The following is a 15,267-nucleotide window of genomic DNA, read 5'->3' as shown; positions in this document are numbered from 1 at the left end:
TGGTTTGTGCCGGACCCCACGGACCCGGTCAATTCCAGTCTGCCGTCCCGTCCCCGCAAGGAGAACCTGCCCCATGACCGGACCGGACTGGTTCGACGCCGGCCTGCCGCATATCTGGCTGCCCTACACCCAGATGCAGACGGCCGCGCCCCCCATCCCCGCCATCGCGACAGACGGATGCCGGATTCGCCTCGCCGATGGGCGCGAACTGGTGGACGGGATCGCCTCCTGGTGGACCGCCTGCCATGGCTACAATCACCCCTATATCCGTCAGGCGGCCGTCGACCAGCTCACGCGCATGCCGCATGTCATGTTCGGCGGCCTGGTGCATGAGCCCGCTCTGCGCCTGGCGCGCCGGCTGGCGGACCTGCTGCCGGGCGATCTGGAGCGCGTCTTCTTCTCCGATTCCGGCTCGGTCGCAGTCGAGGTCGCGATCAAGATGGTGATGCAATACTGGCTGAACCGGGGCCAGACGGGGCGGACCCGCCTGGTCGCGTTTCGCGGCGGCTATCATGGCGACACGCTGGCCACCATGGCGGTGTGCGATCCGGAGGAAGGCATGCACAGCCTGTTCGCCGGCATCCTGCCCCAGCATTTCATCGCCGACCTGCCGCGCGACGACCATTCAACGGCCGCGCTGGAACGGCTGATGGAAACCGAAGGCCCGCATGTGGCCGCGATCCTGGTCGAACCGCTGGTCCAGGGCGCGGGCGGGATGCTGTTCCATGATCCCGCGACCCTGCGACGGCTGCGCGATATCGCCGACCGCCACGGCGTGCTGCTGATCCTGGATGAAATCTTCACCGGCTTCGGCCGTACCGGCACGATGTTCGCGTGCCAGCAGGCGGACATCGTGCCGGATATCGTCACCTTGTCGAAGGCATTGTCCGGCGGCACGGTACCGCTGGCCGCCACCGTGGCGCGGCGCCACGTCTTCGCGGCCTTTCTGTCCGACGACCCGATGCATGCGCTGATGCACGGCCCGACCTTCATGGCCAACCCGCTGGCCTGCGCCTGCGCCAACGCCTCGCTGGACCTGTTCGAACGCGAACCGCGCCTGGAACAGGTCGCGGCGATCGCGGCACAGATGCGCGATGAACTGGAAGCCTGCCGCCACTTGCCGGCCGTGCGTGACGTGCGGGTGATGGGCGCGATCGGCGTGGTCGAACTGGACCGCATAAACGACATGAACCGTCTGAAAGCCAAGCTGGTCGAACAGGGCGTGTGGGTGCGCCCGTTCCGCTCGATCGTCTATCTCACGCCAGCTTTCACGGTGACGAAGGAGGAACTGACCAGCCTGACGGGCGCGATCCGCACCGTGCTGGCCGAGGCCCCCTGACAGCCTGAAGGCACGAACCGGCGGTAAACGCCGGTTCCCTGGATCAATCAGGCTTCGACCGGAGCCAGTTCCGAATCCGATGCCGGACGGTTTTTTTCGACCGTCGCTTCCTCGCCGCCATCCTCGGCCGCTTCGTCACCATCCGTCACCGCCATCGGGCGCTGGCGGACATGCCGCTCCTGGCGTTCCTGCTGGTTCTGCTGCGCCGCCTGGGTCATGGCGTTCAGGATGCGGAAATAATGTTCGGCATGCTGGAAATAGGCCTCGGCCATGACGCGGTCGCCCGAGCCGCTGGCATCGCGTCCCAGTTGCAGGTATTTTTCAAACAATTGCTGGGCGGTGCCACGAATACGCAGATCCGGCCCATTACTGTCGAACACATGGTTACGATTAAGGGGGATCTGGCCGTTCTGCTGGCGTACACTTCCGCCGTTGCTGCCGCCCGAACGATGGTGCCGGCCCCGCATGCGTTTCATGTTCATAAGCTGTCGCAGCACTTTCCTGTTAACGGTCGCTCTTTGCCTGCGACCGCCGGGGCCAACCATCCCCTATTGTCATTCTGAGTGCCTGGCGTGCAGCCCGGCATCTGATCCTGCACGCACCCGTGCGGTCATTTCTGTTTTCATGCATTCAGGATCGGTATGCGGCATCTCGGAAAGGTAAAAACCCCCGTCCGCATTCCGCCGGTAATCTATGCCCTTATATCCGGTCTGCCAAATGGTTTTTTACTCCGTCGCGGGTGAGAAAGCCGGCCTGTCGCCGCATCGGTGCGCATTTCTCGCGCGCCGGTGCGTGCTTCCCCCCAGGCCGCCCCGCGCCGGCCCCCGAAAACACGGAATGAACAAGCCATTGCGCGGCATTCCCGCCCGGCAGACCGTCTTTCAGACTGCCGCTCACGCCCGCCGATGCCGCATCACGACCGCACGCGGAATCCCCCCCAGATCGGCGCGGACATCGACGATTTCCAGCCCGGATTCCTGCGCCAGGGCCGGCATGCTGTGTTCCTGGCCGATCCCGATCTCGAAAACAGCAACCCCATCATGCGCCAGCAGCAGGGGTAAGGCGCCGGTCAGCAACCGATAGGCATCCAGCCCATCCATACCGCCATCCAGCGCGCGCGCCGGCTCATAGTCCCGCACATCCGGCATCAGGCCGGCCAGATCGCCCTGCGGAATATAGGGCGGATTACTGAACACCACGTCGAATACGCCCCGAATCGACGCGGCCCAGTCGCCCGCCAGCATGGCGCATCTCGTCTCCAGCCCCGCCCGCCGGGCATTGCGCGCGGCCAGGCGGGCAGCATCGGGCGCGATATCCACCCCCACCCCCCAGGCCGCGCGATACTCGCTCAGCGCCGCCAGCAGCAGGCAGCCGGTCCCGGTTCCCAGATCGAGCACGCTGCGGACCCGCTCGCGGTCGGGGCAATGATCCAGCAGGGCCTCGATCAGCGTTTCGCTGTCGGGGCGGGGGATCAGGGTGGCAGGCGAGGTTTCCAGTTCCAGCGACCAGAAACCGGCGCGCCCGGTAATGTGCGCCATCGGCTCGCGCGCCGCCCGGCGCCGCACGGCCGCCAGGAAACCGGCCCGCTCGGAATCGGTCACCCGCGCGCGCGCCAGCAGGCCCGCCAGGTCGGTGCTGAGAGCATGGGCCATCAGCAGCCGCGCCTCGCGACGCGGATCGTCCACGCCGGCGTCGCGCAACCGCGCCCCACCCCAGCCGAGGCATGTCCGCAGATCCGCGTCATCATCCGGCGCTGCCAGCGCGTCCTCTTTCATTTCAGGCGAAATCCGTCCTACTCTGGCACCATGATGCCGCAGTCTCGTTCATGGAAAATCCTTATCTTTCTGGGCGCGGGCGCAATCCTGGCGACAGCGCCCCGGCCGGCCCTGGCAGGCACCTTCACCGTCGTCGACGGTCGCGCGGACAACGAGATTTCCGAAATCTCCCGCCTCTATATCGACGAACAGCTTGCCGCCACGATCCGGCTCGATGCATCGGTGCCGCAACAGGCCGTTCGCGTCGAAACCCCGGCCGGGCGCGTCAACCACACCTATGCGTTGTGCGGCGAAATTACCATACGCACGCCAGACGGCCGGACGGAAACGCACGAGGTCAATGGCGGCGGCATCCTGCACCATCCGGAAGGGCGCACGCTGAACGCGCTGGGCACCCGTAACTTCACCGAATTCTATCTGGCCGACCCGGACGACCCCTCTGCGGTCGAACGCCAGCCCGGCCGGTCCGAAATCTGCTCCGTACCCACCTCCTGAGAGTCAGGCTGGACCAGCCCGCATTTCCAGCCAGATTTCTCGACTGATGCGTTACAAGCCTTCGGCGGCCAGCAGGCTGGCCTGCTCGTCCTGAATCAGGGTATCGATGAATTCGTCGAACTCGCCCAGCATCACGCGGTCGATCTTGTAGGCCGTCAGGTTGATCCGGTGGTCGGTCACCCGGCCCTGCGGGAAATTATAGGTGCGGATACGCTCTGACCGGTCGCCGGTACCCACCTGCGACTTGCGATCGGCGGCACGGCTGGCATGGGCGGTGGCACGTTCGCGCTCGTACAGCCGCGACATCAGGATCTTCATCGCCTTGGCACGGTTCTTGTGCTGGCTCTTTTCCTCCTGCATCGCCACCACCACGCCGGTCGGCAGATGGGTGATGCGCACCGCGCTCTCGGTCTTGTTGACATGCTGCCCACCGGCGCCCGATGCCCGATAGACATCAATACGCAGGTCGCTGTCATTGATCTGGACGTCGACCTCGCCCGCCTCGGGCAACATGGCCACCGTCACGGTCGAGGTATGAATGCGGCCCTGGCTTTCGGTCGCCGGCACACGCTGCACGCGATGCACGCCCGATTCATATTTCAGGCGGGCGAACACGCCCCGTCCCGCGATGGTGGCCATCCCCTCGCGCAGGCCGCCCAGTTCCGATTCGTCGAATTCCATCACTTCGAAACGCCAGCCACGCAGGGCGGCATAGCGCCGATAGGCATCGAATAACTGGGCCGCGAACAGGGCGGCCTCGTCGCCACCGGCCGCAGGGCGAATTTCCAGGATGGCGCTGCGCTCGTCGGCCTCGTCGCGTGGCAGCATGGCAATGCGGATGTCCTGGCGCAGTTCCGCGATCCGGCCGCGCAGGTCGCCCAGTTCGGCCTCGGCCAGTTCGCGCATTTCCGGATCGGCCAACAGCGATTCGGACTGAATCGCTTCCCGCTCCGCCTGACGCAGCGCGCTGATCCGGCTGACGATGGGCTCCAGTTCGGCATATTCACGCGATGCCTTGCTGAACGCCTCGCCCACCAACCCCTGGGCGAGCATATCCTGCAATTCTTCCGACCGGCCAACGATCCGGTCCAGCCTGTCGTCAAGACTCATGCTTAGCGGCCAACCGTCCCGGCCAGATAAGGCGCAACCGCGTCCAGCGCCAGTTCGTTCTGCGACCCCTCGTCCAGCGCCTTCACCTGGGCCACGCCGCGCGCCACTTCGTCATCGCCGATCAGCACCGCATGGGTGGCGCCGATGCGGTTCGCCCGTTCCATCCGGCGCTTGGCATTGCCGCGATAGGCGATTTCCGCGCGCACGCCATGGGCGCGCAGGGCCTGCAACAGCGTCACCGCCGCGCCGGTCGCGCCCTCGCCCAGCGGCACCACCGCCACGGGGCGCGGCGCCGCCGGCGCGCTGTCCAGCAGCAGGGCCAGCCGTTCGATCCCGCCGGCCCAGCCGATAGCCGGCGTGCGCGGGCCGCCCATCTCGGCCACCAGCCCGTCATAACGGCCGCCGGCCAGCACCGTGCCCTGGGTGCCCAGCTTCTCGGTCACGAATTCGAAGGTCGTGTGCCCGTAATAATCCAGCCCGCGCACGATGCCCGGATTCTCGCGGAACGGCACACCCAGCAGATCCAGCGCCGAGCGCAGATCGTCCCAGAAGGTCCGGGCTTCGTCGGTCAGGAAGGCGCCGATCAGCGGCGCATCGGCCACCAGGGCCCGATCCTGCGGCGCCTTGCTGTCGAGGATGCGCAGCGGATTGCGCTCCAGCCGGGCACGGCTGTCATCGGACAACTGGTCCTTGAATTCGGTGAAATAGGCGATCAGCGCGGCACGCCAGGCGGCGCGGCTCTCGGTATCGCCCAGCGTGTTCAGTTCCACCACCGTATCGTCGGCGATGCCCAGCGCGTTGAGGATGTCCCGCCCCATGGCGATCACTTCGGCATCGGCCAGCGCCTCGGCCGCGCCGATCAGTTCGGCGCCGATCTGGTGAAACTGCCGATACCGCCCCTTCTGCGGGCGCTCGTAGCGGAACATCGGCCCCGCATAGAACACTTTCTGCGGCAGGGACTGGGTCAGGCCGTTGGTCACCAGGGCGCGGCACACGCCCGCCGTTCCCTCGGGCCGCAGGGTCAGGGATTCGCCGCCCCGGTCCTCGAACGAATACATCTCCTTCGACACCACGTCGGACGTATCGCCCAGCGAGCGCGCGAAGACCCGCGTATCCTCGAAGATCGGGGTGGACCATTCATCGAAGCCGTACAGGCCCGCGATGCGCCGCGCGGTATCCACCACATGGGCATGGCGCCGCTGCCCCTCGCCGATCAGGTCATGGGTACCACGGACGGGTTGCAGGCTGCTCACGGATCGATGTTCCTGTTTTCTGAATCACATATGTGTTCCGCCCCGAACGGAGCGGAACACAATATCAAGGACGGCAATTTCCCGCCCGGTCCCGCCGGGCGCGTCCTTACTGGGCGGCGACGACTGCTTCCGCGGCCTTCGCGGCCTCCTCCTCGGCACGCAGGATCTCGGCCTTCTTCTCGACCATCTCCACGATGTGCTCGATCATCGAATCCGCCGCGATCGTATGATCCTGCCGGCCGGCGGCATAGACCATGTGGCGGCCCGAGCCACCGCCGGTCACGCCGATATCGGTCATCAGCGCCTCGCCGGGTCCGTTGACCACGCAGCCGATGATCGACAGCGTCAGCGGGGTCTGGATATGCGCCAGGCGATCTTCCAGCGTCTGCACGGTCTGGATCACGTTGAAGCCCTGCCGCGCGCAGGAGGGGCAGGAAATGATCTTCACGCCGCGATGGCGCAGGCCCAGCGACTTCAGGATATCCCAGCCGACCAGCACTTCTTCCTCGGGCTCGGCCGACAGCGACACGCGCATGGTGTCACCCACGCCGGCCCACAGCAGGTTGCCCAGCCCGATCGAGGATTTGACCGTGCCGGCCCGCTTGCTGCCCGCCTCGGTGATGCCGATATGCAGCGGGTGGTCGCACACTTCGGCAAGCTGCTGATAAGCGGCCACGGCCATGAAGACGTCCGACGCCTTCACGCTGATCTTGAATTCGTGGAAATCGTGGTCTTCCAGGATCTTGGCGTGCTCCAGCGCGCTTTCGACCAGCGCTTCGGGGTTGGGCTCGCCGTATTTTTCCAGAAGATGCTTTTCCAGCGACCCGGCATTCACGCCGATACGGATCGAGCAGCCATAATCCTTGGCCGCCTTCACCACCTCGCGCACGCGCTCGGGGCTGCCGATATTGCCCGGATTGATGCGCAGGCAGGCCGCGCCGGCCTGTGCGGCCTCGATCGCGCGCTTGTAGTGAAAATGGATATCGGCGACGATCGGCACGTTCACCTCGCGCACGATCTCGGCCAGCGCGGCGGTGCTTTCCTCATCGGGGCACGACACGCGGACGATATCGACACCGGCCAGTTCCGCCCGCCGGATCTGCGCGATCGTCGCCTCGGCGTCGGTCGTCAGCGTGTTGGTCATGGTCTGGACGGAAATCGGCGCGTCGCCGCCCACCGCCACCTTGCCGACATGGATCTGCCGCGACTTGCGCCGTTCGATATACTGATAGGGACGATAGCTGCTCATTGTCTGCCCTCCGGATGAGGCGATGATAACATTGTTCTATCCGCCGGCATGACGGCGCGCCGCCTTTCCGTGCATGCTTCCTGCCAAAAACCGGTCCATTTGGCCAGACCGGACGCGACCGGCTCCGGCCCTTTCACTGCCCGCCCGCCGCAGGCGGCGGCTTCGGCGCCTGGGCCTGCCCCGCGCTTTCAACCCGCTGGGGGGGCGTGGATGGCGCCGGCTGCGCCGCCGGCGCAGGCACCGACGCCACGATCGCGCCGCTGCGGACGGCATCGCGCGTCAGCGGCAGGTTGCGCCTTACCGCGCCATTCCGGCCCAGTGGCTGCGTCGTCACGCCATCGGCGCTGACCACCAGCCCGCCGGCATTGCCGACCGTCAGCAGAAGATCGGTCTTGTCCTGCGGCGCGGACCAGCTCTCGCCCGCCTGTAGGATATGGTCATAAATCACTGGCCCGCCAGCAACCCTGACCTGCACCCATGTCTGGGCCGAGGCCGTCAGAATGATCTGGCCAGGCGCTGTTCCCGCTGCCGGCGCGGCAGGAACGGGAGCCGGGGCCGGGGCGGCCGGCGCCACGGCTGCCGGGGTCGTGCCCGGAGCCGCGGGTTGCGCCACGGACGGCACACCCGCGGGCACCGCCGCATCATTACCCGCGCTGTCGGCCATCGCGGCCGGCGCGCCCGGCTCGGCATGGCTATCCGGCACTGGCGTGGGGTCAGCGGGAAGATCCCCATCGGTGATTGCCGATTTCTCGGCTCCCGAGAGCGGCCGTGGCGGACCGGGCGCGCGTTCCGGCGGCAGGACCGAGGCCACCTGCGGCGAGGTCGGCGCCTGGCGCGTCATGCCGGGAATGGCCGAAAAAACGGAAGGAACGGGCTGCGGCGGCGCGGACTGGCCGCCCGTCATGCGGTACCAGCCGACATAGGCCAGCACGATGATCACCACACCCAGCAGCACCATGACGCCGACCGGCATCGCACCGCTGGCGGCCGGAGCCGGAAAGGACAATTCGGGCTTGCAGTCGATTCTGCCCCGCGCTTCGGTCTTGAAGCGCGCGACCAGCGCCTCGGCATCCAGGCCGAGCGCCTGGGCATAGGTGCGCAGGAAGCCGAGCGTATAGACATTCCCCGGCAGGTCCTTCACCCGGTCGTCTTCCATCGCTTCGAGAAAGGACAGACGAATCCGCAGCCACGCCGCCACATCAGGCAACGCCCAGCCCAGCTGCTCGCGCCGCGCCCGCAGCGTCGGGCCGACGCTCCCGGCACCCGCCGCTGCCCGCGCGCCGGAATCGTTCAGCGTCGTCCGGCTGTCCTCACCACTCACGACTCACCCGTTACCCTGTCACGCCGAACGAGGGCATCGACGGCCTGCTCGACCAGTTCGGCGATGATGTCGGCAACCGGCTGGACCGAAGTGATCATCCCGACCGACTGCCCGGCCATGACCGACCCGTTTTCCACATCGCCCTCGATCACCGCCCGGCGCAGCGAACCGGCCCAGAAATGCTCGATATCGAGCTGGGCGGCCTCCTTCGTCAGTTCGCCGTCCAGATAGCGGCGAATCGTCTCCGCCTGATGGCGCAGGAACGCCCGCCCGCCCTCGTTCGAGAGGCCGCGCACGGGAATGACGGGAAAACGCTCGTCCAACTGCACCGACGTCACCGCATCCCGCGCGTTGGCGCGAACGAAGGCGGCCTTGAAGCGTTCATGAGCGATGCTTTCCGCCGACGCGGCAAAACGGGTGCCGAGCTGAGCACCGGCCGCCCCCTGCTCCAGATAGGAAAGGATGGCCTCGCCCCGCCCCAGCCCGCCGGCCACGAAAACCGGGACCGAGCGGATATGCGGCAGCACTTCCTGCGCCAGCACGGTCAGCGAGACCGGCCCGACATGCCCGCCGGCCTCGGCGCCCTCGATCACCAGCGCGTCGACGCCCATGCGCACCAGCCGCTTGGCCAGCACCAGCGCTGGCGTAAAGGCGATGACTTTCGCGCCCCCGTCCTTCAGCGCGCGGATCGCGGGGCCCGGCGGAATGCCGCCGGCCAGCACTACATGCGACACCCCGGCCGCCAGACAGACCTGCACCAGATCGTCCAGACGGGGATGCATCGTGATCAGGTTGACGCCGAAGGGGCGGCTGGTCAGGGCCTGGGTCGCCGCGATTTCCTCGGCGAGGCGATCGGGCTCCATCGCACCGCAGGCCAGCACGCCGAAGCCACCGGCATTGGAAATGGCCGAGACCAGATTCCGTTCGCTGACCCACGACATGGCACCGGCCATGATCGCGACCTCGCTCCCGAGGAAGGCCGTGCCGGCCGCCCACAGGCGGTCCAGACGGGCGCGGGCGGCCGCCCGTTCCGTCACGTCGCCCGGCGACTGCGTCACGAGGGTCTCCATCACCATCATGCCGCCGCGTCGAGGCCGTAGGCCGTATGCAGCGCCCGCACGGCCAGTTCGGTATATTCCGCCGCGATCAGCACCGAGACCTTGATCTCGCTGGTCGAGATGACCTGGATATTGATGTTGCGGTCGGACAGGGTGCGGAACATCAGGTTCGCCACGCCCGCGTGCGAGCGCATGCCGATACCGACCACGCTGATCTTCACCACGTCGTCATCCGTCACCAGCTCGCCATACTGGATGACATCGCGCGAGGCTTCCAGCGACTGGATGGCACGGGCCAGATCGGTCTTCGACGTCGTGAAGGTCATGTTCGTCAGGCCGTCGGCGCCGGTGCTCTGCACGATCATGTCGACATTCACGTTCGCGGCCGTCAGCGGGCCGAAGATCGCGGCCGCGATTCCGGGGCGGTCCGGAATCCGCCGCACCGACAGCTTCGCTTCGTCGCGCGAATAGGCAATGCCGGCGACCAGTTCCTTTTCCACGATCTCGTCCTCATCCACCACTAATGATCCGGGCAGGTTGTCTTCCGACGGGGCGGGGCCATCGACGAAGCTCGACAGCACCTGTACGCGCACCCGCTCCTTCATGGCCAGTTCGACGCTGCGGGTCTGCAACACCTTGGCCCCGACCGACGCCAGTTCCAGCATTTCCTCGTAGGTGATCTTATCCAGCTTCCGCGCCCTCGCAACAATGCGCGGGTCCGTGGTGTAGATTCCGTCGACATCGGTATAGATGTCACACCGGTCGGCCCCGATGGCGGCCGCAATGGCCACGGCCGAGGTATCGGAGCCGCCGCGCCCCAGCGTCGTGATCCGCCCGTCGGCGGCAACACCCTGGAAACCGGCGATCACCGGCACCTGGCCAGCCTGCATGCGCGCAATCAGCGCCTCACCGTCGATCGAGGCAATGCGGGCCTTGCCATGTGCCGCATCGGTGCGCAGCGGGATCTGCCAGCCCAGCCACGACCGCGCCTCGACCCCGATGGTCTGCAACGCGATGGCCAGCAGGCCGCTGGTGACCTGCTCGCCGGTCGAGACCACGGCGTCATATTCCCGCGCATCGTGCAGCGGCGACAGCGCCTGGCAATAGCCGACCAACTGGTTGGTCACGCCCGACATGGCCGAGACGACCACCGCGACCTCGCACCCCGCCTCGACCTGTTTGCGCACTTTTTCCGCCACCGCGCGAATTCGGTCCAGGTCGGCCACAGAGGTGCCACCGAATTTCATGACGATCCGCGGAGTGTGACGGGACATCGAAAGGGCTCTCCAGTTCGGCGCGGTGGCCGTTCCAGCCCATCCGGGGCCGCTGGGGCGTCGGACGGGGCATTGCGGTTATCTGCAAGGCGCGTCACATACCCTTCCGCCGCTGCGCCGTCCAGCGGCAGAAGCCAGATGGAGAGGTCCAGACGCCATGCAGCTTAACGATTCGGTCCATTCTGACGGCCCGTCCGTCGTCCCGGACGAAATCGCCCGCTTCAGCGCCCTTGCCGATCGCTGGTGGGACCCTTCGGGCCCGATGCGGCCGCTGCATGCCATGAACGGCCTGCGCCTGGACTGGGCCAGGCGCCATCTCCCGGCCCCGCGCGCCGGAGAATCCGCGTCCGTGACACGCCTGCTGGATATCGGCTGCGGCGCCGGCCTGGCCAGCGAGGGCCTGGCCCGCATGGGCTATGACGTGCTGGGCCTGGATGCGTCCGATGCCGCCATCGCGGCCGCCCGCGCGCACATGCAGGCCCATCCGCTGCCGCCGGGCGCGGGCCCGCTCGCCTACCGCACCGGCAGCGCCGAGGACCTGCAAGCCGAGGGCGCGCGCTTCGATGCGATCTCGGCGCTCGAAGTGATCGAGCATGTCGCCGATCCCGCCGCCTTCCTGCGCCTGCTGGCTGGCATGGTCGAACCCGGCGGCGTCATCATCGTCTCGACCCTCAACCGCACGCTGCGCTCGCTGGCGACGGCCAAGATCGGGGCGGAATATATCCTGCGCCTACTGCCGGTCGGCACCCACGAATGGCGCAAATTCATCACGCCGGCCGAACTGGGCACCTATGCCGGCCAGGCCGGATTGCGGGTATCCGACATCGCCGGCATGACCCCGGGCCTCAGCGGCTGGCGCGAAAGCCATGACCTCGGCGTCAACTACATCGCCAGCCTCGCCGTACCGGGTTAAGCCCTCAAAGCTGAAGAAACGCGAAAGTCGTAGGGCTGCCCACGGCGGTGAAATGCCAGGTAAAATCCAGCGCGCCGGTTTCGGGATCGACCCGGAACGACGTCACGGAATCGCTGCGCTGGTTGGCACAGAACAGAAACGTGCCGGACGGGTCGAACATCATGGCCCGTCCATAATCGGCATGCATCCACACTTCATCGATCAGCGTCAGCAACCCGTCCGGCCCGACGCGGAAGACGGCCAGCGAATCCCCCAGCCTGTTCGATGCGTATACATACCGCCCGTTGGGTGACAGCAGGATTCCTGCCGCCAGCGTACTGCCCTGGAAATAGGAGGTGACGGTGCTGACCCGCTGCTGCGGCGTGATCGTGCCGGTCGTGGGGTCGAACCTGGCCACGACGACCTTGGAATCCTGTTCGCACAGGATGTAGAGCGTCCGCCCGTCGTGGCTGAACGAGAAATGGCGTGGCGCCGATCCCGGCATCAGGGACAGGAAAGGCGTCGCGGCCGGCTTGAGCTTGCCCGTCGCCAGATCCAGCGTCCAGACATAGACCCGGTCCAGCCCGGCATCGCAGGCCAGGACGAATTTGCCCGACTGGTCGCTGGCCACCATATGGACATGCGGCCCGGAATGGTCGCTGACCGCGAAATTGCCGGGCGGGTTATCCTCGGCCCGTTCGGGCATGCGCGGGCCGGAATTCTTCACAATGTCCGTCGGCTCCCCCAGGCTGCCATCCGGCCGGATGGGCAGCACGCCGACGCTGCCGCCGACATAGTTGGCGACCAGGACATACCGGCCGGAATGGTGGACGCTGAGATGCGCCGGCACCGCCCCGCCCGACGACACGACACTCAGCCGGGTCAGTTCCCCCGACAGCCGATCGACCGCGAACGCGGTTACGCTGCCGTCATGCCGGCCGTTGAAATCGTCGATCTCGCTGAGCGCGTACAGAAAGCGGTTATCGGCGGAGAGGGTGATGAAGGAGGGACTGGCAATGTCCGTAAAGGTCGAGACCGGTGCCAGCGCGCTGGTCGTGGGGTTCATCTCGAACAGGGCGATGCCCTGCCCGTTCCCCGCTCCGCCGGGCGGCGCATGTTTGTTGTAGCCGCCGATATAGCACAATGTCCGCGCCCTGGCCGGGATCGCGGCCCTGACGGGCCAGGATGCGGCAAGAGGAATACCCGACGCGGCCAACCCGGCCATCAGGCCGCGTCGTGAGATGAGGTGGGTCATGTCGCTCACGAATTCAGTTGAAGGAAAGCCGGCTCACTGCATCTGGCAGCGCGCTCCGATCGTGCCGTCATAGCGTGTCCATGTATGGGTTTCGCCAAACAGGGGAATGCCCACATAGCCCCGGAGTTTCAGCACCCCATCGCGCGGCGACCAGATCTGGGCCTGGTAGACCTTGCCGCTGTCGGGATCGAGGATATGCCCGTTCCAGCGGCCGGCATCGTCCGAATCGGGAACGAATCCGGTCAGCATCAGTAGGCCGCATTCCGATGTTCCGTCCTTGGCCTTCGGAATTTCGCCGGTATAGCGCATGCCGACCAGCCGGCCGCAGAGTTCGCCGCCGCAGGCCCTGATCTCAAAGACGCCGTCGCGCTCGCGGGTCACCCATTGCCCCAGCACGGGCGAGGCATCCCGCGCGGCGGCAGTCTCCGCCGCATCCGCCGGAAGCGGATTGCCCGCCAGCAGGCCCAGCAACCCCATAACGGCGCCCAGCGACCGCACGCCCCGGCGCCGCCCCTGCGGGAACAGGGTCTTGTCGGCCCGTCGGCTTGTTCTGTCATGCATGCGTTCCACCTCGACTTTCGGCCTCCGGCCCGGTCCCCTTCCCTGCGCGCTCAACCGTCCGCGCGCGGGACCCATGGTATGGCCATGATCTCGACGCCCTCCTCGGCCAGGCGATCGCAATCCTCTTCCGATGCGTGTCCGTAAATGCCGCGCTCTTCGCCATCGCCATGATGGATCTTCAACGCTTCCTCGGCGAATTTATCGCCCACATTCTCGCATCGTTCCTCGACATACTGCCTCAGGCGCTGCATCGCGGCCATCATCGCGGCGGGAATGGCAGCCCCGGCCTCGGGGCTCGGCCGCGCCGCTTCGGGCACCCGCGCCGGCGCGGTCCGCACGGCCGGGGCCATCAGCGCCCGTACGACATCCGATGTGCCGCATTGCGGGCACGAGAGCAGATTGCGGCGCGCCTGGTCGTCGAAGGCGGCGCTACCGGGAAACCAGCCTTCGAATTCATGCCCCGCTTCGCACCGCAACTGATAACAGATCACGCCCGCCCCCGATGCCCGATCAGGCCGCGTGCAGCAGCGGATCGAGTTTTCCCTGCCGTTCCAGCGCCATCAGGTCATCACAGCCACCGATATGCTGCCCGTTGATGAAGATCTGCGGCACGGTCGTCCGGCCGCCCGAACGCTCCCGGGCCTCGGCCCGCTCGGGCGTGCCGTGCAGGGCGCGGATTTCGGTGAACGGCGCGCCCTTCTGCTGCAGCAGGCGCACGGCGCGCACGCAATAGGGGCAGCCTGGCTGGGTATAGATTTCGATGCTGGGCATTCCGACCCCCGAAAAAGAAAAGTAACCGATTCTGAAGACATAGCGCATTTGGGCCGTGGCACTATACCGTTACCGTCATCCGTCGGGCGTGCCCCTGCCATCCGACCCGGTCCGTGCCGGATCGGGCGCGCGGGCAGCCACCAGCACATCCACGGAAATCGCCCCGGCCGCCAGCACCGCCCGCGCGCAGGCCCCCAATGTCGCCCCCGTCGTCATCACGTCATCGACCAGGAGCACCCGCCGGCCGGTCAGGCGCTCCCGACGCGACGGGCGGGCGACGATCGCCCCGCGCAGCACCTCCTGGCGCGCCCCCGCCCCCAGTCGGGCCAGCGCCGGCGTCCTGCGCACGCGCAACAAGGCATCCGGCACCACCGGCAGATGCGCGATCCGCCCGATCGCCACCGCCAGCAACCCGGCCTGGTTGTAGCGGCGACGGAACAGCCGCCCCCTGTGCAGCGGCACCGGCACCAGCAGATCGGCCTCGGCCAGCAGGTCGCGCCCCGCCCGCACCATATGCCGGGCCAGCAGCGGCGCCAGATCGGTGCGGTCGGCATATTTCAGCCGCAGGATCAGCACGCGCGACCGTTCGTCATAGACCAGCGCCGCCCGGCCGGATTGCCACGGCGGAGGCGCGTCCAGGCACGGCGCGCAGATCCGCCCCGCGCCGCCGGGAGCCGCCGCCGCGAAGGGCTGGCCACATCGCGCACAGCACGGCTCGGCGATAAAGCGCATGGCGCGGAAGCAGTCGGGGCACAGCAGCCCGGCACGATCGACCGGCTGATGACAGGCGGGGCAGTCGGGTGGCAGAAGAAGGTCGAGCACGCGCGCCGCCACGCGCCGTGGCAGGCCGGCCGCCTCGCCATGCGCCGATCGGGTTTCCCCTGCGTCCCGTGTCGTGCCAACCATCACGCAAT

16 protein-coding genes are annotated in these 15,267 nt (G+C 67.2%); 3 read left to right on the top strand and 13 right to left on the bottom strand.

Translation table 11 applies throughout. The annotated features are described in order from the left end of the window. The first annotated feature begins 73 nt into the window (after positions 1-73). The gene (locus ACMAUO_RS01835) at positions 74-1,339 is read left to right on the top strand and encodes an adenosylmethionine--8-amino-7-oxononanoate transaminase (RefSeq protein WP_420355296.1); all 1,266 of its coding nucleotides are present in this window, start codon (positions 74-76) and stop codon (positions 1,337-1,339) included. 47 nt (positions 1,340-1,386) lie between these two features. On the opposite strand, the gene ACMAUO_RS01830 is transcribed toward ACMAUO_RS01835, so the two are convergent. Next, positions 1,387-1,821, bottom strand: coding sequence for a DUF4167 domain-containing protein (locus ACMAUO_RS01830; protein WP_420355295.1), 435 nt, complete (start codon positions 1,819-1,821; stop codon positions 1,387-1,389). 411 nt (positions 1,822-2,232) lie between these two features. After that, positions 2,233-3,114 carry a peptide chain release factor N(5)-glutamine methyltransferase gene (gene prmC / locus ACMAUO_RS01825; RefSeq protein ID WP_420355294.1) on the bottom strand — a complete coding sequence of 294 codons (882 nt, stop codon included), beginning with the start codon at positions 3,112-3,114 and terminating at the stop codon, positions 2,233-2,235. A 30-nt stretch (positions 3,115-3,144) separates the two neighbouring features. On the opposite strand from prmC, the gene ACMAUO_RS01820 reads away from it, so the two are divergent. After that, positions 3,145-3,609 (top strand): hypothetical protein, encoded by a 465-nt coding sequence (locus ACMAUO_RS01820; RefSeq protein ID WP_420355293.1) that lies wholly within the window; start codon positions 3,145-3,147, stop codon positions 3,607-3,609. 51 nt (positions 3,610-3,660) lie between these two features. Here the strand turns inward: ACMAUO_RS01820 and prfA are convergent, their stop codons facing one another. From prfA to ACMAUO_RS01790, 6 genes are all read right to left on the bottom strand, one after another. Further along, a complete protein-coding gene (prfA, locus tag ACMAUO_RS01815) occupies positions 3,661-4,719 on the bottom strand; it encodes a peptide chain release factor 1 (protein WP_420355292.1) in 1,059 nt (352 codons plus the stop codon). A gap of 2 nt (positions 4,720-4,721) precedes the next feature. After that, positions 4,722-5,972 (bottom strand): histidine--tRNA ligase, encoded by a 1,251-nt coding sequence (gene hisS, locus ACMAUO_RS01810; RefSeq protein WP_420355291.1) that lies wholly within the window; start codon positions 5,970-5,972, stop codon positions 4,722-4,724. A 106-nt stretch (positions 5,973-6,078) separates the two neighbouring features. Beyond that, the gene (gene ispG / locus ACMAUO_RS01805) at positions 6,079-7,221 is read right to left on the bottom strand and encodes a flavodoxin-dependent (E)-4-hydroxy-3-methylbut-2-enyl-diphosphate synthase (protein ID WP_182964523.1); all 1,143 of its coding nucleotides are present in this window, start codon (positions 7,219-7,221) and stop codon (positions 6,079-6,081) included. 133 nt (positions 7,222-7,354) lie between these two features. Continuing rightward, the gene (locus ACMAUO_RS01800) at positions 7,355-8,542 is read right to left on the bottom strand and encodes a helix-turn-helix domain-containing protein (protein ID WP_420355290.1); all 1,188 of its coding nucleotides are present in this window, start codon (positions 8,540-8,542) and stop codon (positions 7,355-7,357) included. Next, positions 8,539-9,600, bottom strand: a complete 1,062-nt coding sequence (locus ACMAUO_RS01795) for an NAD(P)H-dependent flavin oxidoreductase (RefSeq protein ID WP_420355289.1) — start codon at positions 9,598-9,600, stop codon at positions 8,539-8,541. The genes ACMAUO_RS01800 and ACMAUO_RS01795 overlap by 4 nt, the downstream gene beginning before the upstream one ends. A 17-nt stretch (positions 9,601-9,617) precedes the next feature. Continuing rightward, positions 9,618-10,874: an aspartate kinase gene (locus tag ACMAUO_RS01790; RefSeq protein WP_420355288.1), complete on the bottom strand. Its 1,257-nt coding sequence runs from the start codon at positions 10,872-10,874 to the stop codon at positions 9,618-9,620. A gap of 157 nt (positions 10,875-11,031) precedes the next feature. Between ACMAUO_RS01790 and ubiG the strand changes: the two genes are divergently transcribed. Then, positions 11,032-11,787: a bifunctional 2-polyprenyl-6-hydroxyphenol methylase/3-demethylubiquinol 3-O-methyltransferase UbiG gene (gene ubiG / locus ACMAUO_RS01785; protein ID WP_420355287.1), complete on the top strand. Its 756-nt coding sequence runs from the start codon at positions 11,032-11,034 to the stop codon at positions 11,785-11,787. A gap of 4 nt (positions 11,788-11,791) precedes the next feature. Here ubiG and ACMAUO_RS01780 read toward each other — a convergent pair whose 3' ends face one another. From ACMAUO_RS01780 to ACMAUO_RS01760, 5 genes are all read right to left on the bottom strand, one after another. After that, positions 11,792-13,021, bottom strand: coding sequence for a lactonase family protein (locus ACMAUO_RS01780; RefSeq protein WP_420355286.1), 1,230 nt, complete (start codon positions 13,019-13,021; stop codon positions 11,792-11,794). Between the two features lie 33 nt (positions 13,022-13,054). After that, positions 13,055-13,582, bottom strand: a complete 528-nt coding sequence (locus ACMAUO_RS01775) for a DUF2147 domain-containing protein (RefSeq protein WP_420355285.1) — start codon at positions 13,580-13,582, stop codon at positions 13,055-13,057. A gap of 50 nt (positions 13,583-13,632) precedes the next feature. Continuing rightward, the gene (locus ACMAUO_RS01770; protein WP_420355284.1) at positions 13,633-14,073 is read right to left on the bottom strand and encodes a DUF1178 family protein; all 441 of its coding nucleotides are present in this window, start codon (positions 14,071-14,073) and stop codon (positions 13,633-13,635) included. A gap of 19 nt (positions 14,074-14,092) precedes the next feature. Further along, positions 14,093-14,353, bottom strand: a complete 261-nt coding sequence (gene grxC, locus ACMAUO_RS01765; RefSeq protein WP_420355283.1) for a glutaredoxin 3 — start codon at positions 14,351-14,353, stop codon at positions 14,093-14,095. Positions 14,354-14,428: 75 nt separating this feature from the next. Then, on the bottom strand, positions 14,429-15,259 hold the full coding sequence (locus ACMAUO_RS01760) for a double zinc ribbon domain-containing protein (RefSeq protein WP_420357172.1): 831 nt from the start codon (positions 15,257-15,259) through the stop codon (positions 14,429-14,431). Positions 15,260-15,267: the final 8 nt, after the last annotated feature.

It is taken from the genome of Gluconacetobacter brunescens, assembly GCF_048695475.1.
Classification (GTDB): Bacteria; Pseudomonadota; Alphaproteobacteria; order Acetobacterales; family Acetobacteraceae; genus Gluconacetobacter.
This window is presented reverse-complemented; position numbering and strand designations above follow the sequence as displayed.